Source organism: Phaeovulum vinaykumarii, from assembly GCF_900156695.1.
GTDB classification, from domain to species: domain Bacteria; phylum Pseudomonadota; class Alphaproteobacteria; order Rhodobacterales; family Rhodobacteraceae; genus Bieblia_A; species Bieblia_A vinaykumarii.
On record NZ_FTOM01000010.1, the window covers coordinates 68600 to 87016 of the forward strand.

Consider the following 18417-nt stretch of genomic DNA (forward strand, 5'->3'; position numbering starts at 1 on the left):
TGTAGCAGAGCGCTTCCCCCCCCGCAACCGTCTTTGGGCTTCCTAAACCAACTCCGGGCGCGCATTTTTCAGCCCATAACTGGACCAGTTCCTAGTTAAGGCGCTAACGGGCGCGGCCCGGCCAGCCCGGCGCCCACAGCCTGCCCGTCCAGCGGGCATTCCGCGCTTGCATTGGGCAGGTGGCGAGAATCGTGGACCGGCGCAAGGCCCTGCCCCGATCCGTCCGGCCCCGGACCAGCCCCGGACACGTCTGCGCGCGCAAGGATCACAAGTGCGTGAGCGACGCGGCCCGCGGAAGCGCGGCGCCGGATCCCCCGCCCCCGGACCCTGCGGCCCCCCGATTTCCGAAAGTTGCGTGCGGGGCGCACCGGGCTAAAGTTTCGTGCGGGGCGCACCGGGCTGCGGACCGGAATCGCCCGCCCGCCCCCGCGCGCAAGATCCGCACCCGCCCCCCCCCCCCCACGACCGAACCCGCGGCGATCCGCGGGGCGCGCGCGCGGCAGCGTTTCAGCGATCCGGCGTGAAGCCCGTGGGCCGCGGCACGCCCTGCCCCACCCCTTCGAGGATCTTGAGCGGACGGCGCACCGCCGCCCCCAGCCCCGAGGGGCGCTGCATCTGCACCTGTTTCGAGACCTCGAGGATCACCACCCCCGCGACCAGAAGCCCCGAGATGCGCGCGCCCAGATCCTCCCACATGGCCGAGGAGCGCAGCCAGAACCGCCGCCCCGAGGGCGGGATATAGAGCGCGCCGGAATGGCGTTCGGGCACGAAGCCCGCCGCGCGCGCCTGCGCGTCGAGCTGGCCCAGCGTATAGGGCCGCCCGCAGCCGAAGGGCGTGCCCTCGCGCGGGGCCCAGAGCCCGGCGCGGTTGGGCACGATCAGAAGCGCCCGCCCCCCCGGCCCCAGGACACGCGCGGCCTCGTTCAGAAGGGCCGTCGGCTGGTCCGAGGTCTCGAGCCCGTGCATCACCACCACCCGGTCGGCCATGCCCGTCTCGAGCGGCCAGCGCGTTTCCTCGCACAGGACCGAGACATTGGGCTGCCCCGCAGGCCAGGGCATCACCCCCTGCTGGCCCGGCATCAATCCGATGACGCGCCGCGCGACCCCCAGGTAGGGCCGCAGGAGCGGGACCGCAAAGCCAAAGCCCACCACGGTCGAGGCGCCCAGCACATCGGCATCGGCCGGCCAGAGGCTCAGCACGCGGTTGCGCACGGCCTTCTGGGCGGCACGGCCCAATTGCGTGCGATAGTAGAAGTCGCGCAGGTCGAGAACGTCGAGATGCATGGCTCAGTCACGGTCCATTCAGTCACGGTCCATCACGATCGTGCCGGCGCACGCGAGACCTGCCCCCGACAGCCGGCGCCCGCTCGGCAGAGCCCCGCGGCCACATGGAGCGCCCGCGGCACCCGAATGGGGGCCAGGGTTTGGACCAGACTTCGGAAATACGTTCGGTTCCATGCCTCTCCCGGCAGATCGCCTGATGCGCGGATGGCGCTTTGGAACACTCTAGCGCCGCAGACCGGCACAGGCCAAGCCCCGAAGAACAGGCCCGCCGAACGGACCACGCCCCGGCGCCATGACGCCCGCGGTCACGCCACGCGCGGCCTTGGGCATGCCCGGCCCCTTGTTCCAGGGCATTGCGGGCGGGCCACGCGAGAGCGCCGCGCAGGCCAGCTTGGGCGGCGGCGCAGAAATGCCGCAAATGTGCGGGTTTCCGGCCGGTGCGGGGAATTGATCCGTTATCGCTAACGCCCTATACCGGAGCCAAAGCCCCATTGCCCCGCCGCGCCCCCGGCCCGCCCCTGCGGCGCGTGAGACGGCGCGCGCGCCCCGTCTCACGCGCCCCGTCTCACCGGTCGGTCCCCGCGCGGAACCGCCGAACCGAAGGAACCGTCATGGCCCAGCCCCTCCACCCCGAGATCGCCCGCGTCACCGACCGGATCCGGGCGCGCTCGGCCGCGCTTCGGGCCGAATATCTGGCGGGGGTGCGGACAGCGCAGGCCGCGGGGCCGGCGCGGGCGCATCTGTCCTGCGGCAACCAGGCCCATGCCTATGCCGGGACCGAAGGCGCCGACAAGGCCGCGCTGGCCGAGGGGCGCGCGCCCAACCTCGGGATCGTGACCGCCTATAACGACATGCTCTCGGCGCATGCGCCCTATGCCGACTACCCCGAGCAGCTGCGGGCTGCCGCGCGCGCGGCGGGCGCCACGGTGCAGGTGGCGGGCGGCGTGCCGGCCATGTGCGACGGCGTCACCCAGGGCCGCGGCGGCATGGAGCTGAGCCTCTTCTCGCGCGACGTGATCGCCCTGGCCGCGGCGCTGGCGCTCTCGCATGACACCTATGACGCGGCGCTGTTCCTGGGCGTCTGCGACAAGATCGTGCCGGGCCTCGTGATGGCGGCGGCGCGTTTCGGGCATCTGCCCGCGATCTTCGTGCCGGCCGGCCCCATGACCTCGGGGCTGCCCAATGACGAGAAGGCCGCCGTGCGCCAGGCCTTCGCCCGCGGCGAGGTGGACCGAACCGCGCTGATGGCGGCCGAAATGGCCTCGTATCACGGGCAGGGCACCTGCACCTTCTACGGGACTGCCAATTCCAACCAGATGCTGATGGAGGTGATGGGCCTGCATCTGCCGGGCGCGGCCTTCGTGCCGCCCGCGGGCGCACTGCGCACCGCGCTGACCAAGGCCGCCGCCACCCGCGCGGCCGCCATCACCGCGCTGGGGGACAGCTATACCCCCGTGGCCGAGGTGCTGGACGAACGCGCCTTCGTCAACGGCATCGTGGGGCTGATGGCGACGGGGGGGTCCACCAACCTGGTGCTGCACCTGCCGGCAATGGCGCGCGCGGCCGGCATCGTGCTCGAGCCCGCCGATTTCGCCGCGATCTCGGGCGTCGTGCCGCTGCTGGCGCGGGTCTATCCCAACGGGCTGGCCGACGTGAACCATTTCCACGCCGCGGGCGGGATCGGCTTCGTGATCGGGCAGCTGATCGAAGCCGGCCTCGTGCATGAAGACGTGCAGACCATCGCCGGGCCGGGGCTTGCGCGCTATGCCGCCGAGCCGGTCCTGAAGGACGGCGCGCTGCACTGGCGCCCCGCCCCCGCCACCCCCGCCAATGACCGCATCCTGCGCCCCGCGAAGGATCCCTTCAGCCCCACGGGCGGTCTGCGCGAGCTGTCGGGAAACCTCGGGCATGGGGTCATCAAGGTCTCGGCCGTTGCCCCCGAGCGCCATGTGATCGAGGCCCCGGCGCGCATCTTTGCCGATCAGGCCGAGGTCAAGGCCGCCTGGCAGGCGGGCGCATTCACCGCCGACACGGTGATCGTGGTGCGCTTCCAGGGGCCGCGCGCCAACGGCATGCCGGAACTGCACGGGCTGACCCCGGTGCTGAGCGTTCTCCAGGACCGCGGGCTGCGGGTGGCGCTGGTGACCGACGGGCGGATGTCGGGGGCCTCGGGCAAGGTGGCCTCGGCGATCCACATCGCCCCCGAGGCGGCGATGGGCGGCCCGCTGGCCCGGCTGCGCGACGGCGATCTGGTGCGGCTGGACGCCACCACCGGCCGGATCGACTGCTTGGCCCCCGATTTCGAGAGCCGCGCGCCCGTCACCCCGCCCCCTCGGCCCGCGGGGGCCGATCTGGGCCGGTCGCTCTTCGGGCTGTTTCGGGACAATGCCGGGCCCGCGACCGAAGGGGCGTCGGTCCTGTTCTGATCTGGCGCGGCGCCCCTTCCCGTCTGCCCCGCCCTCTCCTTTGAAAAACCAACAGGGTGACGCGAAGGCAGGATGTGAAAAAGATTTACATCTCCTCTTGAAAGCGCGGCGCACAAGGCCGATCTTGCCTCATGTGAAAGGCATTCACATAGCCCACGGAGGAGCCCATGCCCGCCTATCTCGACCTTGACCTGCAAGACCGCCGCGACGGGCCGTCCCGTCCGGGTTGGTTCGCCCGCGCCGAAAGCTGGCTCGATGCCCGCGGCCGCGGCGCCTGGATCGCCACCATGGTGGTGCTGATGATCCTCTGCTGGCCGATCGGTCTTGCCTTCCTTGCCTACATGATCTGGAGCAAACGCATGTTCGCCAATTCCCCCTGCCGCAAGGGCCACGGCCCCTTCGCCCGCCATGCCGGCGCGCATTTCCGGCCCACCGGCAACACCGCCTTCGACCGCTACCGCGAGGACACGCTGGCCCGGCTCGAACGCGAGCAGGAAGACTTCGAAGCCTTCCTGCAACGCCTGCGCGAGGCCCGCGACAAGGCCGAGTTCGACCAATACATGGAAGAGCGCGCCCGCGCCGCGGCCAACACCCCGCGTGAGGACCGCGACGCCTGATCGGGCACGCCCCGGACGGCGCAAGACGAGCGCCGGGCGCCCCCGCCCGGACCCGCCCGGAGGCACGGCCCTCCGGGCGTTTCGCGTTCGTGGGTGGGCGCGCACGATCCCTGCCCGGTCGTGCCGGCGCGGGGTCTGGCGCCAGATCTGGCGCGGGAAGGCGCCTGGCATGACGCCGCACAGCATCGCCCCCGGTAAAACCGGGGCCCGCCCCGCCCCACAGGCACCCGGACAGGCCCCGGCACACGCCCAATCGCGGGCCGCCCGCCGCCTTGATGCAAGCATTCCCAATGACCTGCGCGAATTTCCTTGGCGCGGCGTGGGCAAGTTGATAGCGTTGGCCGCATCCGGGCCCGTGAACGGTGCCCGACCGCCGTCCTTCCACCCTTTTTCCTCCGGCCCCTCACCCTTTCCCACGCGTCGCCGTCCGAAGTCCGCCCGAACATGCGCCATACGCTCCCGCTCGCTCCGCAGTTCTACGTGACCGCGCCGCAACCCTGTCCCTATGTCGAGGGACGGGCCGAGCGAAAGCTGTTCACCGCGCTTCAGGGCGAGGGCGCCGAACGCCTGAACAACGCGCTGTCGCGGCAGGGGTTCCGGCGGTCGCAGAACGTGCTCTATCGGCCGACCTGCGCCGATTGCGCCGCCTGCCTGTCGGCGCGCATCAACGTGGCTGAATTCAAGCCCTCGCGCACGCAACGCCGCATCCTGCACCGCAACGCGCAATTGCGCCGCACCGCCACCAGCCCCTGGGCGACCGAGGAACAATTCCGCCTGTTCCGCCGCTATCTCGAGGCCCGCCACGCCGATGGCGGCATGGCCGACATGGACATCTTCGAATTCGCCGCGATGATCGAGGAAACGCCGATCAAGACGCGGGTGATCGAATATCGCCACGCCCGCCCCGAGGGCAACGCCGGCCGCCCGCTGGTGGCCGTGTCGCTGACCGATGTGCTCGATGACGGGCTGTCGATGGTCTATTCCTTCTACGACCCGACGCTCGAGGCCGCCTCGCTCGGCACCTATCTGATCCTCGATCACGTCGAGATCGCGCGCCGCGCGGGCCTGCCCTATGTCTATCTGGGCTATTGGGTGCCCGGCTCGCGCAAGATGGGCTACAAGGCGCGCTTCTCCGGGCTCGAGATCTACAAGGGCGGGGTGTGGCAGCCGATCGGCGATCCGGCCTCGCATGTCGAGGAACACCACCCCCTGGCGGTGCCGCCCATCGCCGAACAGGTGGCGCGCATCTCGCTGCCCGACAGCCGCGGCTGAGGCACGGGCGCGCCCTTTCCCGCGCCCGGCCCGAGACCACAGCGCCCCCTCCAGCATCCCCACACGCCTCCCTCAGCACCCCGGCGCCTGCGCAGATCGGTCAGCGCCGCCGAAGGCCGGGCGTCCCCCGCGCCCTTGGGCGCGCGCCGGGCCGCGGGCCTCGATGGCGCGCGGACCGGCTCCCCCGCCCCGAAATTCCGCGGACGCAAGGCGGGCATGCACCCCGCGCACGGGCTTCGCCCCTGGGGACGCGTCAGCCTGTCCCGCCCGCGCGATCACGCATGGACAGCCCCCCCGCAAAGCGTAAGGTCGCGCGGCGACTCGGGGGCGCGCGCAGCGCCCCTTGCGACCGACCTGATTTACCGACCCGAACTTGAGGACAGACCCATGGACCGCCGCTCCTTCCTGACAAAGGCCGCCCTCGGCGCCACCGCGACCGCCGGAACCACCGCGCTGGCCGCCCCCGCGCTGGCCCAGGCGATGCCCCGGATCACCTGGCGGCAAACCTCGTCCTTCCCGAAATCGCTCGACACGCTCTTCGGCAATACCGAAGAATTCGGCCGCCGCGTCGCCGAGGCCACCGACGGCGCCTTCCAGATCCAGTCCTTTGCCGCGGGCGAGATCGTGGGCGGGCTTCAGGCTGCCGATGCGGTGGCCGCGGGCACGGTCGAGATGGCCCATACGGTCGGCTATTACTACTGGGGCAAGGATCCGGCCTGGGCGGTTGCCTCGACCATTCCCTTCGGCATGTCCGCGCGCGGCATGAACGCCTGGCACTACCACGGCGGCGGCATCGATCTTTACAACGAATTCCTGGGCAAGCAGGGCCTGATCGGCTTCCCCGGCGGCAATACCGGCGTGCAGATGGGCGGCTGGTTCCGCAAGGAAATCAACACGCTCGAAGACATGAAGGGCCTCAAGATGCGCGTCGGCGGCTTTGCCGGCAAGATCATGGAGCGCCTCGGCCTCGTGCCCCAGCAGATCGCCGGCGGCGACATCTATTCCGCCCTCGAGAAAGGCACGATCGACGCCACCGAATTCGTCGGCCCCTATGACGACGAGAAGCTGGGCTTCGTCAAGGTCGCGCCCTATTACTATTACCCCGGTTGGTGGGAAGGCGGCCCGACTGTCCACTTCATGTTCAACAAGGAGGCCTGGGACGACCTGCCCAAGGCCTATCAGTCGCTTCTGCGCACCACGGCCCAGGCGGTCGATGCCAACATGCTCCAGCAATACGATTACGAGAACCCGCGCGCGCTCAAGAAGCTGGTCGCCGAAGGCGCGCAGCTGCGCCCCTTCTCGCCCGAGATCGTGGGCGCCTGCTTCGATGTCGCCAATGACGTCTATGCCGAGATCGAGGCCGAAAACGCCGATTTCGCCACGCTCTGGGGGTCGATGAAGGACTTCCGCGCCGAGCATTACCTGTGGACGCAGGTCGCCGAATATAACTACGACACCTTCATGATGATCCAGCAGCGCCAGGGCAAGCTCTGAGCTGCGCGGGGCCGGAACGCGGCCCGCACCACATGATCGACATGGGCACGGGCGGGGAAGAACCTCCGCCCGTGCGCGTTTGAGGGGGGAGCCGGCCTTCGCGCCATCGAGGCCCGAAGGCCGGCGCGCGCACAAAGGCGCGCCGCCCCCCTGTTCGACCGCGCACGCAAGCTTCGACCGCGCCACCCGCGCGCAAAAGGCCACGATCCGCAGACCGCGGCCCCTGGCCGCCGCCTGGCTTCGGGCCTCGATGGCGCGAAGCCAGGCCCCTCCGCCTTTCTCCCCGCCCTTGCCCGCCAACACCGCCGCACCAGCGCGACCCCACCTCGTCCCGGCCCCGGGAACGCTGCGGCGCGGCGGCATGGACACCACGGGTCAACGCCGTAAGATGGCCCTCGAATCTGGCGCCCCAAAGGCGCCGTTTCACACCAGACAGGGGGAGGAGAACCCAATGGATCGCCGTTCATTTCTGACGAAAGCCGCCATCGGCTCGACCACCGCGGCCGCCGCCGGCACGCTGGCCGCACCCGCCATCGCGCAAGCCATGCCCAAGGTGACGTGGCGTCTCACGTCGTCGTTCCCGAAATCGCTCGACACCATCTACGGCGGCGCCGAGGTGCTTTCGAAGATGATCTCCGAGGCCACCGACGGCAATTTCACCATCCAGGTCTTTGCCGGCGGGGAAATCGTGCCCGGCCTCCAGGCCGCCGATGCCGCCGCGGCCGGCACGGTCGAGGCCTGCCACACGGTGGGCTATTACTACTGGGGCAAGGATCCGGCCTGGGCGCTGGGCGCCGCCGTCCCCTTCGGCCTTTCGGCGCGCGCCATCAACGCCTGGCAATACCACGGCGGCGGCATTGATCTTTATAACGAATTCCTGGGCAAGCAGGGCCTTGTCGGTCTTCCGGGCGGCAACACCGGCGCCCAGATGGGCGGCTGGTTCCGCAAGGAAATCAACACGGTCGAGGATCTCAAGGGCCTCAAGATGCGGGTCGGCGGCTTTGCCGGCAAAGTGATGGAGCGCCTCGGCCTGGTGCCCCAGCAGATCGCCGGCGGCGACATCTACCCGGCGCTGGAAAAGGGCACCATCGACGGGACCGAATGGGTCGGGCCCTATGACGACGAGAAGCTGGGCTTCTACAAGGTCGCGCCCTATTACTATTACCCCGGCTGGTGGGAAGGCGGCCCGACGGTCCACTTCATGTTCAACAAGGCCGCCTACGAGGGCCTGCCGCCGGCCTATCAGTCGCTTTTGCGCACCGCCAGCCAGGCCGCGGATGCCAACATGCTTCAGAAATACGATTATCTGAACCCCAAGGCGCTGAAATCGCTGGTGGCCAATGGTGCGCAACTGCGGCCCTTCAGCCAGGAGATCCTGAACGCCTGTTTCGAGGCCGCCAACGCGGTCTATGCCGAGATGGAAGCCACGAACCCGGAATTCGCCAAGCTCTGGGCGTCGATCAAGGAATTCCGCAGCGAGCATTACCTGTGGACGCAGGTGGCGGAATACAACTACGACACCTTCATGATGATCCAGCAGCGTCAGGGCAAGATCTGACGCCCGCGGCGCCCGGCCGGGAAACGGCACGGGCGCGCGATCACGCCGCGCGGGCGGGGGTCATTCCCCGCCCGTTTGCCTGTCTGCCCGCCCTTGGGGGCGCTGTTGCTGGCGCGACATTTCAACCCCTGGCTGTATAATTGACGGCCACGACCTATTATAAATGCGCAAATCCGCCATGCGCCCACGGCAGGGCTGGACAGGGTTTGCAAGCCGGGTAATGTGACCCGCAGGGCACCGGGGAGGACTTTGCCCGCCGCGCATCCGGCGGCGGGCATTGCCGAGGGGCCCGCACAAGAACCCAAGGGAGGACATCCATGGACCGTCGTTCATTCCTGAAGAAGGCCGCCGTCGGCTCGGGCGCCGCGGCCGCCGCCGGCACGCTGGCCGCCCCGGCGCTGGCGCAGGAAAGCCCCAAGATCACCTGGCGGCTGACCTCGTCGTTCCCGAAATCGCTCGACACGATCTATGGCGCCGCCGAGACCATGGCCGATTTCGTGCGCGGCATGACGGACGGCAAGTTCAACATCCAGGTCTTTGCCGGCGGCGAGATCGTGCCCGGCCTGCAAGCCATGGACGCGGTGTCGAACGGCACGGTCGAGGCCTGCCACACCGCCTCGTATTACTATTGGGGCAAGGATCCCACCTTCGCCTTCGGCACCGCCGTGCCCTTTGGCCTCAACATGCGGATGCAGAACGCGTGGTTCTATTACGGCGGCGGCAACGACCTGCTGAACGAATTCTACGGCACCTACAACCTGACCGCCTTTCCCTGCGGCAACACCGGCGCGCAGATGGGCGGCTGGTTCCGCAAGGAGATCACCACCGTCGCCGACCTCAAGGGGGTCAAGATGCGGATCGGCGGCTTCGGCGGCAAGGTGCTGGAACGGCTGGGCGGCGTGCCCCAGCAGATCGCCGGCGGCGACATCTACCCGGCGCTGGAAAAGGGCACCATCGACGCCACCGAATGGGTCGGCCCCTATGACGACGAGAAGCTGGGCTTCTACAAGGTCGCACCCTATTACTATTACCCCGGCTGGTGGGAAGGCGGCGCGTGCCTGCATGCGATGTTCAACAACGATGCCTACAATGCCCTGCCCGAGGCCTATCGCGTGGCGCTCCAGGCCGCCTGCGAGGCCGCCAATCAGGACATGATGGCCTCCTATGACTGGAAGAACCCCGCGGCGCTGAATTCGCTGATGGCCAATGGCGCGCAGCTGCGTCCCTTCAGCCAGGAGATCCTGGACGCCTGTTTCCAGGCCGCCAGCGAGGTCTATGCCGAGATCAACGCCACCAACGCGGCCTTCAAGAAGGTCTATGACAGCCAGATGGCCTTCCGCAAGGACGCCTATCTGTGGATGCAGCTGTCGGAATACAACTTCGACACCTTCATGATGATCCAGCAGCGCAAGGGCGCGCTCTGACACCCGGCCGGGCCCGCACCCTTTGGTCGCGGGCCCGGCCTTCCTGCCTGACCGCGGCCATCACCGCAGCACCGGTCGCGGCCGCGATCAATGCGGCGCCTGGGCTTCCATCCGCCGGCGAATGCGCCAGATCGACGCCCAGACCCCGGCCACGCAGAGCGGCGCCAGACCGGCCATCACATAGCTTTTGGAAATGCCGTAGGCTTCCGCCACCGGATAGGCCAGATAGGTGGCCAGCCCCAGCGCATAATAGCTGATCGCCACCACCGACAGCCCTTCGACCGTATGTTGCAGCCGCAATTGCATATCGGCGCGGCGGTCCATGTTGGCCAGAAGCTTCTGGCTCTGGGCCTGGCGTTCCACATCGACCCGCGTGCGCAGCAATTCGCCCGCCCGCGCGGCGCGTTCCAGCATCGCGTTCAGACGCGCCTCGGCGGATTTGACCGTGCGCATCGCCGGATCATAGCGGCGCAGCATGAATTCCGAGAATTTCTGCCGCCCCATGAAGCGGGTCTCGCGCATCAGCGCGATGCGGTCATGCACGATCGCCTCATAGGCGGCGGTGGCGCCGAAGCGGAAGGAATGCTGGACCGCCAGCGCCTCGAGATCGGCCGAGATCCGCAGCAGCTGGTGGAGCGTCTCCTCGGCGCGCGCCGTGCTTTCGGTCATCGACGACACCATGGCCGACAATTCGGGATCGAGCGCCGACAGACGCTCGCTCAGGCTGCGCGCGCGCCCCAGCCCCAGCATCGACATGGCGCGATAGGTCTCGATCTCGCACAGACGCTGGACGATGCGCCCGACCCGGCCCGCGCCGGTGCCCGGACGCACGAAGACGGCAAAGCGCATCTGCCCGGCCGGGTCGATGCGGAAATCGCCCGCGATGACGGCCGCGCCTTCCAGCACCTGCGCGCAGGACAGGCTTTCGGGCACGAACCACTTGTCCAGAAGCGTCTCGATGCGGGCGGGATCTTCGGGCATTTCCTCGACCCGGACCTGGATCGCGGCCAGACGGCGGCCGGGGCCGTCCTCGATCCAGTCGGCAGGAAAGATCTCGGTCTCGACCGGATCGAAGGGCCGTTCGGAGATGCCCGCGCCGACCGCCAGATAGGCCACGAATTCGCTGTGGCTTTCCCATTTCAGCTCGTGCCGGCCCAGCTGGCAGGAGTGATGCGTGGCCCCCGGCGTGGGCTTGGCGCCGCCGAAGCGTTCCAGCAGATCGGCCAGGTGGTGGTAATCATGCGCCCGGTCGCGGTTGGCGGCGTCCTTCGGCTCCTTGAGCGCCAGATAGACCGCATGGCCGGGCACCGCCTGGGTGGGAAAGGGCCGGGCGTGAAGCTCGTTGACGAGCGGATAGCGCAGGGGATGGTCTTCGACCGGGGTCATGGGCGGGCGTCCAATCTGGTTCGCGGAAGGGAATGGGATCGCAGGTCGTCAAAGGTCTTGCTGATTACCTAGGGTGCCGGGGCCGCCGCGAAAAGAGAGGCCCCCCGCCGCCGTAACGCGCAAGCGCGCGGGGCGTGGCCGATTGGTCACGCAAGAACGCGCCCCCAAGGGCGGCCCCCCTCCCCGACCTCTGTCCCGTCCTGCGCCGGAACGGGCGCCGAACGCGCGCCCCTCAGGCCGGGCGGGTGTCGATCTCGATGGTCAGCGCGTGAATGCGCGCGATCAGATCCGGCCCCAGCGCCGCATGCACGGCACGTTCGCGCGCCAGCCGGCTCTTGATCGCCAGCGCCGGCGCATGCATCCGGATGCGGAAATGCGTCTCGCCCTCGGGGCGGGCCCCGGCATGGCCGGCATGGCGCGCGCTCTCGTCGATCACCTCGACAGAGAGCGGCGCAAGCACCGCCAGCGCGGCGGCAATCTCGTCCGCCTTCGATCCGGATGCTGTCATTTTTCCGCTATCCCCCTTCCGTCTCATCTCAAAAACCCTAAACTCGGCACCCCGAGTCGGGAACCCCGTTCGCCGCCGCTTTTCCATCGCGGTGCGGGGCGGCTCGGTCACGCCACCGGCCCCCATCAGGGCGGTTCGGTGGCAGACGGTCAAGACATCAGGCGAGAGACGCGCATGAAAAGGAACGATCCCTTCGGTTTCGACATCTCCGCCGCTTCCGACAAGAAACGTCGGACACGCGGCAAACGGGGCATGTCGGGCGCGTTCGAGACATCGACGCGCATCTGCGACCGCGAGGGCTGCAACGAGCCCGCGCAATATCGCGCGCCGAAATCGCCCAAGAAGCTGGATGATTACTACTGGTTCTGCAAGGAACATGTCCGCGAATACAACCTGAACTGGAATTACTTCCAGGGTCAGTCCGAAGAGGAATTCCAGGCCTTTCTGGACAATGCCACCGTCTGGGAGCGCCCGACCCGTCCCTTCGGCCGCGCCGCCGAGGAAGACCGCGCCTGGGCGCGCCATGGGGTCAACGATCCGATGGAGATCCTGGGCCCCAATGCCACGCAGAACCCCGGCAAGAGCCTGGGGCGCAAGCTGCCCCCGACCGAGCGCCGCGCGGTCGAGATCCTCGAGGCGCGCGACACCATGTCCAAGGCCGAGATCCGCAAGTGTTACAAGGCCTTGATCAAGGTTCTTCACCCGGACATGAACGGCGGCGACCGCAGCCAGGAAGAGATGCTGCAACAGGTCGTCTGGGCCTGGGACCAGATCAAGGACAGCCGCAACTTCAAGTGAGGTCGGGCGTCAATTGAGGTCTGGCGGGGCCTGATCGGGGCCGACCGCAAGGGCGGCCTTGGGGGGGCCGCCGTCAGCCGCCCCGCTTGAAGAGGCGCGTCAGCGGGGCGATCACCCCCAGCGCCAGCGGCAGGATCACGAAGCCCGCGGCCAGCCCGAAGATCCCGTCGAAAAAGGCGGTGACGATCCAGGCGACCGTCCCGCCCGCCTGAGCCAGTGTCGCAGGAAGCGCCGCCGCGGCCGCCGCCGCAGCCTGCGCGATCCACTCTGCCGGCGCCTCAAGCCCCAGCCCATGCAGCGCGGGCAGATGCGCCAGTTCGTGCAGCCCGTGGATCAGGATCGAGCCCCCGACCCAGATCATCGCCGCCGTGCCCACGATCATCAGCGCGGTCATGAACCCCGGCATCACCCGCACGATGCCGCGCCCGACCCCGCGGGTCAGACGAAACCGCCCCCGCTGCGCCAGCCACAGCCCGACGTCATCGGCCTTCACGATCAGCGCCACGCCGCCATAGACCAGCGCCGTGACCCCCACCGCCACCAGCGCCAGCGCGCCGGCCTGCATCCAGACCGGCTGACCCTGCGGCAAGGCCGCCAGCGAAATGGTCATGATCTCGGCCGACAGGATGAAGTCGGTCTTGACCGCGCCGGCGACCTTGGCGCGTTCCAGGCGCAGCGGATCGCCCCCCGCCGTCGCGGCGGCAGCCGCATGCGCATGCGCGGCGGCGGGCCGGATCAGATGCCAGACCTTCTCGGCGCCCTCGAAGCACAGATAGGCGCCCCCCAGCATCAGAAGCGGCATCACCGCCCAGGGTGCAAACGCCGACAGCACCAGCGCCAGCGGCAACAGCACCACGATCTTGTTGCGGATCGACCCCAGCGCGATCTTGCCGACGATGGGCAATTCGCGGGCGGGGGCAAAGCCATGCACGTATTTCGGCGTCACCGCCGCATCGTCGATCAGCGCGCCGGCGGTCTTGGTGCCCGCGCGCGCCGCCTGGCCTGCCATATCATCGAGACTGGTCACCGCCTGCCCGGCGATATCGTCCACGCTGGCCGCCGCGATCTTGGCGATCCCCGCCACATCGTCGAGAAGCGCCAGAAGCCCGCTCATGCCTGCTGTCCCCCGCTGGTTTGGCCCAAGGTAGGAGGCGCGCGACGCCTTCGCAACCCGTGGCCTGCCCGCGCAGCAGGCGCGGCAGACAACCAACAGGCCCGCGCAGCAGGCGCGGCAGAGGACCAACAGACTGCAATCGCCCTCTTGCACGGCCACGGGCGATGGTTCAAGACTCCGCCCCAATCAGGAAAGGATGCCGCGATGCTCGATCACACCGCAAAACCCACCGAAGAAATCTCTGTCCGCGAGGTGTTCGGCATCGACAGCGACATGCGCGTCAAGGGCTTTGCCGAGCGCACCGAGCGCGTTCCGGATCGGGACGAGACCTACAAGTTCGACCCCGACACCACGCTGGCCATCCTGGCGGGCTTTGCCTACAACCGCCGCGTGATGATCCAGGGCTATCACGGCACCGGCAAATCCACCCATATCGAACAGGTGGCCGCGCGGCTGAACTGGCCTTGCGTGCGCGTCAACCTTGACAGCCATGTCAGCCGGATCGACCTGATCGGCAAGGACGCGATCAAGCTGGTCGACGGCAAGCAGGTCACCGTGTTCCACGAAGGCATCCTGCCCTGGGCCTTGCGCAACCCCACCGCCATCGTCTTTGACGAATACGACGCCGGCCGCGCGGATGTGATGTTCGTGATCCAGCGTGTGCTCGAGGCCGACGGCAAGCTGACGCTGCTTGACCAGAACGAGGTGATCACCCCGAACCCGTGGTTCCGCCTCTTTGCCACGGCGAACACCGTGGGTCTGGGCGACACGACGGGCCTTTATCACGGCACGCAACAGATCAACCAGGGCCAGATGGACCGCTGGTCGCTGGTGGCCACGCTGAACTATCTGTCCCATGACGCCGAGGCCGCGATCGTGCTGGCCAAATGCCCGCATTACAACACCGAGAAGGGCCGCAAGACGATCGCGCAGATGGTGCATGTGGCCGATCTGACCCGCACCGCCTTCATGAACGGGCAATTGTCCACCGTGATGAGCCCGCGCACGGTGATCGCCTGGGCGCAGAACGCCGAGATCTTCCGCAATGTCGGCTATGCCTTCCGGCTGACCTTCCTCAACAAGTGCGACGAGCTTGAGCGCGCCACCGTGGCCGAGTTCTATCAGCGCCTCTTCGACGAGGAACTGCCCGAGAGCGCGGCCGTGACCGCGGCGCGCTGATGCGCCGCCTCACACCCCCTGCCCCCGGTCTGCACGGCCTCGGCCAGCCTGCCCCCGGTCTGACTGGCACCGCTCTGCCTGCACCCGGCCTGCACGGCCTCGGCCAGCCCCCCCGCGTGAGCGCCCCATGAGCAAGCCCATCGACAACCCCGCCGATCCGTTCAAGCGCGCGCTGGCCGATGCCACCCGCGCGCTGTCCGATCACCGCGAGCTGAGCGTGACCTATTCGGTCGACCCGCCGGGCATGGCCGCCGGTGCGATGCGCCTGCCGCAAGTGACGCGCCGCATGACCCGCGACGAGATCCTGGCCGCGCGCGGCACCGCCGATGCCATGGCGATGCGCCTGCGCCATCAGGACCCCGAGACCTATGCCCGCTTCGCGCCGCCCGGCGACATGGCGCGCGATCTCTATGACGCGATGGAAACCGCCCGCTGCGAGGCCCTGGGCGCGCGCGAGATGCCGGGCGCGCTGTCCAATATCTTCGCGCGTCTGGGCCAGGAGGCCGAGCGCAAGGGCCACGGCCAGCTGCGCTCGACCAACGAGGCGCCGCTGGCGCTGGCCGCGGGCCACCTGATCCGCCATCTGGCCACGGGGCGCGACCTGCCCCCGGCGGCGGCGCATCTGATGGAACTGTGGCGCCCCTTCATCGAGGCCCAGACCGCAGATCACCTTGAGGATATCTCCCAGGTGTTGTCCGATCAGGCGGGCTTTGCGCGTCTGGCGCGGCAGCTGATCGAGGATCTGGGCTACGGCGACCAGCTGGGCGAAGACCCCGAGGGCGACGAGGACGAGGACGCGCCGCCCGAAGACGCCGAAGAGACCCCCGAGACCCAGGACAACGACGCCTCGGACGAGGAGGGCGAGGCCGACAACGACGCCCAGCCCGAGCGCGAGCAGGCCCGGGAAGACGACGAGCAGCAAGCCCGCATCGGCCCCGAGAGCACCTCGGACGGCGAGCTGGAGGAAGAGACCGAGGCCCCCCAGGCCGAGGCCCCGCCCGAGCCCCCGCGCCCTGCCCCCTGGTCCGAGGCCGACCCCGATTACCGCGCCTTCTGCACCGAATTCGACGAGGAAATCCGCGCCGAGGATCTGGCCGAACCGGCCGAGCTTGAACGGCTGCGCGCCTATCTCGACACCCAGCTTGACCCGCTCAAGGGCGCGGTCGGGCGGCTGGCCAACAAGCTTCAGCGCCGCCTTCAGGCCCAACAGAACCGGTCGTGGGAATTCGACCGCGAGGAGGGCATCCTCGATGCCGGCCGGCTGGCGCGGGTGGTGGCCAACCCCACCATGCCGCTGTCCTTCAAGATCGAGCGCGACACCGAATTCCGCGACACGGTGGTGACGCTGCTGCTGGACAATTCCGGTTCGATGCGCGGCCGGCCGATCTCGATCGCGGCAATCTGCGCCGACGTTCTGGCGCGCACGCTCGAACGCTGCTCGGTCAAGGTCGAGATCCTGGGCTTCACCACCCGCGCCTGGAAGGGCGGGCAGGCGCGCGAACGCTGGCTGGCCGAGGGCCGGCCGCAGACGCCGGGCCGGCTGAACGATTTGCGCCACATCATCTACAAGGGCGCCGATGCGCCCTGGCGGCGGGTGCGCGACAATCTCGGGCTGATGATGAAGGAAGGCCTGCTCAAGGAGAACATCGACGGCGAGGCGCTGGAATGGGCGCATCGGCGGATGCTGGTGCGGCCGGAGTCGCGCAAGATCCTGATGGTCATCTCGGATGGCGCGCCGGTCGACGATTCCACCCTGTCGGTCAACCCCGCGGCCTATCTCGAAAAGCACCTGCGCGATGTGATCGACATGGTCGAGCGCCGCCGTGCGGTGGAATTGCTGGCCATCGGCATCGGCCATGACGTGACGCGCTATTATCAGCGCGCGGTCACGATCACCGATGTCGAACAGCTGGCCGGCGCCATGACCGAACAGCTGGCCGCGCTCTTTGATCCCGACCCGCGCGCGCGCGCCCGCGCCATGGGCCTCTACAGCGCCCATCTGAGCAAGCGCAGCTACTGAGGGGCCCCCTGCCCGCGTCAGCCCGCGTTCAGCGCGCCCGCCGGATCGGTTTCGTGACCGCCCAGCGGCAGCGCGGTGCAGCCGCGCAGCTTTTCAAGCGCAAAGAGCAGGTTCACGCGGCGCAGGCGCACCCGCGCCGTCAGCTGGTCGTTGAAGCGCTCATAGGCGGCCATGTCGGGCACGATCCCCCGCAGCAGATAGTCATGACAGCCGGCCAGGCGATGGACCTCGCAGACCGCCTCGAACCCGTCCATCGCGGCCAGGAAATCCTGCCGCCACTCGGGGCTCTGATCGGCCGCCTCAAGCAGGATAAAGGCGGTCAGCGACAGACCCAGCGCATCGGGATCAAGCAGCGCGACACGGGCGCGGATCACCCCGGCCGCCTCGTGCTTGCGGATGCGCTTCCAGAAGGGCGTCTGCGACAGCCCCACCTGGCGGGCGATGCGCGCGATTGGCACGGTCGCGTCATGTTGCAAGATATCGAGGATCTTCCGATCCATCCAGTCGAACGAGACGGTGCCTCCTTTTCGAGGCCAGCCGGGGCCGCATGACCCCGTGTCCCCCACAGCATGACATATTTCCACAAAATGTTGACCGTGATAGTCGCGTTTTTCGCCCCCCCCGCACGGATGATCGCGCAAAAGACCAAATACGCGCTCAAGGCGCTGATGGTGCTTGCCGACGAAAAGGCCGAGGCGGGCGCGCCGAAGCGGTTTCTCGAACACATCCTGCTGGGCCTCAAGCGCGCCGGGCTGATCGGCAGCCGCCGCGGACGCAACGGCGGCTATGAGCGGATCAAGGATCCCGCGCGGGTCTCGCTGGCCGAGGTGCTGCGGCTGATCGACGGCCCGCTGGCGCCGCTGCCCTGCCTGTCGCGCCGCGCCTATCAGCGCTGCGACGATTGCACCGACGAGGAAACCTGCCGCGTGCGCGCCGTCTTCGAGGGGTTCTACGCGGCCTATATCCTGATGATCGAATCGCTGACCCTGGCCGATCTGCAAAAGGACGCGACCCCGATCCGCAGCTTTCCCCTGCCCGAGCCCCCCGCGGGAGAATGATCTTCCCCGATCCGGCGCAAGAAGAGCAGATCTCTTCCCTTTATAATCACGAGTAACCCTGTCGTTATTTTGGTGATAGTCGACGCAGGCCCCGGACAGGCAGAATGATCCCGGCCCTGGCCCGTTGCCGCCGACGCCATCAGGAAAGGACAGGCCATGTCTTTCACGCTTCGGATCGGCAGAGTGAACCGCGCCGGTTTTGCCGGAGGCTCCAACTCTTGAGTAGGATGGAGCATCATGAGCAAGACCACGAACAAGTTTTCCCCTGATGTGCGCGAG

General features: G+C 68.5%; 15 protein-coding genes. 10 read left to right on the top strand and 5 right to left on the bottom strand.

What is annotated here, in order from left to right; genetic code table 11:
- Nucleotides 1-507: 507 nt before the first annotated feature.
- Nucleotides 508-1284, bottom strand: coding sequence for a methyltransferase domain-containing protein (locus BW949_RS15095; protein ID WP_076367527.1), 777 nt, complete (start codon nucleotides 1282-1284; stop codon nucleotides 508-510).
- A 611-nt stretch (nucleotides 1285-1895) separates the two neighbouring features.
- Between BW949_RS15095 and edd the strand changes: the two genes are divergently transcribed.
- The 6 genes from edd (at nucleotide 1896) to BW949_RS15125 (ending at nucleotide 10075) form a co-directional block, all read left to right on the top strand.
- A complete protein-coding gene (gene edd / locus BW949_RS15100) occupies nucleotides 1896-3710 on the top strand; it encodes a phosphogluconate dehydratase (protein ID WP_076367529.1) in 1815 nt (604 codons plus the stop codon).
- Between the two features lie 167 nt (nucleotides 3711-3877).
- Nucleotides 3878-4327 carry a DUF2852 domain-containing protein gene (locus BW949_RS15105; RefSeq protein ID WP_076367531.1) on the top strand — a complete coding sequence of 150 codons (450 nt, stop codon included), beginning with the start codon at nucleotides 3878-3880 and terminating at the stop codon, nucleotides 4325-4327.
- A gap of 444 nt (nucleotides 4328-4771) precedes the next feature.
- Entirely contained in the window at nucleotides 4772-5599 is an 828-nt protein-coding gene (locus tag BW949_RS15110) for an arginyltransferase (protein ID WP_076367533.1), read from the top strand.
- A gap of 387 nt (nucleotides 5600-5986) precedes the next feature.
- Nucleotides 5987-7093 (top strand): TRAP transporter substrate-binding protein, encoded by a 1107-nt coding sequence (locus BW949_RS15115; RefSeq protein ID WP_076367535.1) that lies wholly within the window; start codon nucleotides 5987-5989, stop codon nucleotides 7091-7093.
- Nucleotides 7094-7544: 451 nt separating this feature from the next.
- Nucleotides 7545-8651 carry a TRAP transporter substrate-binding protein gene (locus BW949_RS15120; protein ID WP_076367537.1) on the top strand — a complete coding sequence of 369 codons (1107 nt, stop codon included), beginning with the start codon at nucleotides 7545-7547 and terminating at the stop codon, nucleotides 8649-8651.
- 317 nt (nucleotides 8652-8968) lie between these two features.
- A complete protein-coding gene (locus tag BW949_RS15125) occupies nucleotides 8969-10075 on the top strand; it encodes a TRAP transporter substrate-binding protein (protein WP_076367539.1) in 1107 nt (368 codons plus the stop codon).
- Between the two features lie 87 nt (nucleotides 10076-10162).
- Here the strand turns inward: BW949_RS15125 and BW949_RS15130 are convergent, their stop codons facing one another.
- Nucleotides 10163-11461: a DUF3422 family protein gene (locus BW949_RS15130; RefSeq protein ID WP_076367541.1), complete on the bottom strand. Its 1299-nt coding sequence runs from the start codon at nucleotides 11459-11461 to the stop codon at nucleotides 10163-10165.
- A gap of 232 nt (nucleotides 11462-11693) precedes the next feature.
- Complete coding sequence (locus BW949_RS15135) at nucleotides 11694-11969, bottom strand: BolA family protein (RefSeq protein WP_076367543.1); 276 nt, start codon at nucleotides 11967-11969, stop codon at nucleotides 11694-11696.
- Between the two features lie 174 nt (nucleotides 11970-12143).
- On the opposite strand from BW949_RS15135, the gene BW949_RS15140 reads away from it, so the two are divergent.
- On the top strand, nucleotides 12144-12767 hold the full coding sequence (locus BW949_RS15140; protein WP_076367545.1) for a J domain-containing protein: 624 nt from the start codon (nucleotides 12144-12146) through the stop codon (nucleotides 12765-12767).
- A gap of 73 nt (nucleotides 12768-12840) precedes the next feature.
- On the opposite strand, the gene BW949_RS15145 is transcribed toward BW949_RS15140, so the two are convergent.
- Nucleotides 12841-13881: a DUF808 domain-containing protein gene (locus BW949_RS15145; RefSeq protein WP_076367547.1), complete on the bottom strand. Its 1041-nt coding sequence runs from the start codon at nucleotides 13879-13881 to the stop codon at nucleotides 12841-12843.
- Between the two features lie 204 nt (nucleotides 13882-14085).
- Between BW949_RS15145 and cobS the strand changes: the two genes are divergently transcribed.
- Both cobS and cobT read left to right on the top strand, forming a co-directional pair.
- Nucleotides 14086-15060, top strand: a complete 975-nt coding sequence (cobS, locus tag BW949_RS15150) for a cobaltochelatase subunit CobS (RefSeq protein WP_076367549.1) — start codon at nucleotides 14086-14088, stop codon at nucleotides 15058-15060.
- Nucleotides 15061-15187: 127 nt separating this feature from the next.
- Nucleotides 15188-17080 (top strand): cobaltochelatase subunit CobT, encoded by a 1893-nt coding sequence (gene cobT / locus BW949_RS15155; protein ID WP_076367551.1) that lies wholly within the window; start codon nucleotides 15188-15190, stop codon nucleotides 17078-17080.
- A 17-nt stretch (nucleotides 17081-17097) separates the two neighbouring features.
- Here cobT and BW949_RS15160 read toward each other — a convergent pair whose 3' ends face one another.
- A complete protein-coding gene (locus BW949_RS15160) occupies nucleotides 17098-17580 on the bottom strand; it encodes an Lrp/AsnC family transcriptional regulator (protein ID WP_076367553.1) in 483 nt (160 codons plus the stop codon).
- 129 nt (nucleotides 17581-17709) lie between these two features.
- Between BW949_RS15160 and BW949_RS15165 the strand changes: the two genes are divergently transcribed.
- A complete protein-coding gene (locus BW949_RS15165; protein ID WP_076367571.1) occupies nucleotides 17710-18138 on the top strand; it encodes an RrF2 family transcriptional regulator in 429 nt (142 codons plus the stop codon).
- Nucleotides 18139-18417: the final 279 nt, after the last annotated feature.

Coding starts and splice junctions, on each gene's coding strand:
- BW949_RS15095 (WP_076367527.1), bottom strand. CDS start 1,284: ATGCATCTCGACGTTCTCGACCTGCGCGACTTCTACTATCGCACGCAA.
- edd (WP_076367529.1), top strand. CDS start 1,896: ATGGCCCAGCCCCTCCACCCCGAGATCGCCCGCGTCACCGACCGGATC.
- BW949_RS15105 (WP_076367531.1), top strand. CDS start 3,878: ATGCCCGCCTATCTCGACCTTGACCTGCAAGACCGCCGCGACGGGCCG.
- BW949_RS15110 (WP_076367533.1), top strand. CDS start 4,772: ATGCGCCATACGCTCCCGCTCGCTCCGCAGTTCTACGTGACCGCGCCG.
- BW949_RS15115 (WP_076367535.1), top strand. CDS start 5,987: ATGGACCGCCGCTCCTTCCTGACAAAGGCCGCCCTCGGCGCCACCGCG.
- BW949_RS15120 (WP_076367537.1), top strand. CDS start 7,545: ATGGATCGCCGTTCATTTCTGACGAAAGCCGCCATCGGCTCGACCACC.
- BW949_RS15125 (WP_076367539.1), top strand. CDS start 8,969: ATGGACCGTCGTTCATTCCTGAAGAAGGCCGCCGTCGGCTCGGGCGCC.
- BW949_RS15130 (WP_076367541.1), bottom strand. CDS start 11,461: ATGACCCCGGTCGAAGACCATCCCCTGCGCTATCCGCTCGTCAACGAG.
- BW949_RS15135 (WP_076367543.1), bottom strand. CDS start 11,969: ATGACAGCATCCGGATCGAAGGCGGACGAGATTGCCGCCGCGCTGGCG.
- BW949_RS15140 (WP_076367545.1), top strand. CDS start 12,144: ATGAAAAGGAACGATCCCTTCGGTTTCGACATCTCCGCCGCTTCCGAC.
- BW949_RS15145 (WP_076367547.1), bottom strand. CDS start 13,881: ATGAGCGGGCTTCTGGCGCTTCTCGACGATGTGGCGGGGATCGCCAAG.
- cobS (WP_076367549.1), top strand. CDS start 14,086: ATGCTCGATCACACCGCAAAACCCACCGAAGAAATCTCTGTCCGCGAG.
- cobT (WP_076367551.1), top strand. CDS start 15,188: ATGAGCAAGCCCATCGACAACCCCGCCGATCCGTTCAAGCGCGCGCTG.
- BW949_RS15160 (WP_076367553.1), bottom strand. CDS start 17,580: ATGGATCGGAAGATCCTCGATATCTTGCAACATGACGCGACCGTGCCA.
- BW949_RS15165 (WP_076367571.1), top strand. CDS start 17,710: ATGATCGCGCAAAAGACCAAATACGCGCTCAAGGCGCTGATGGTGCTT.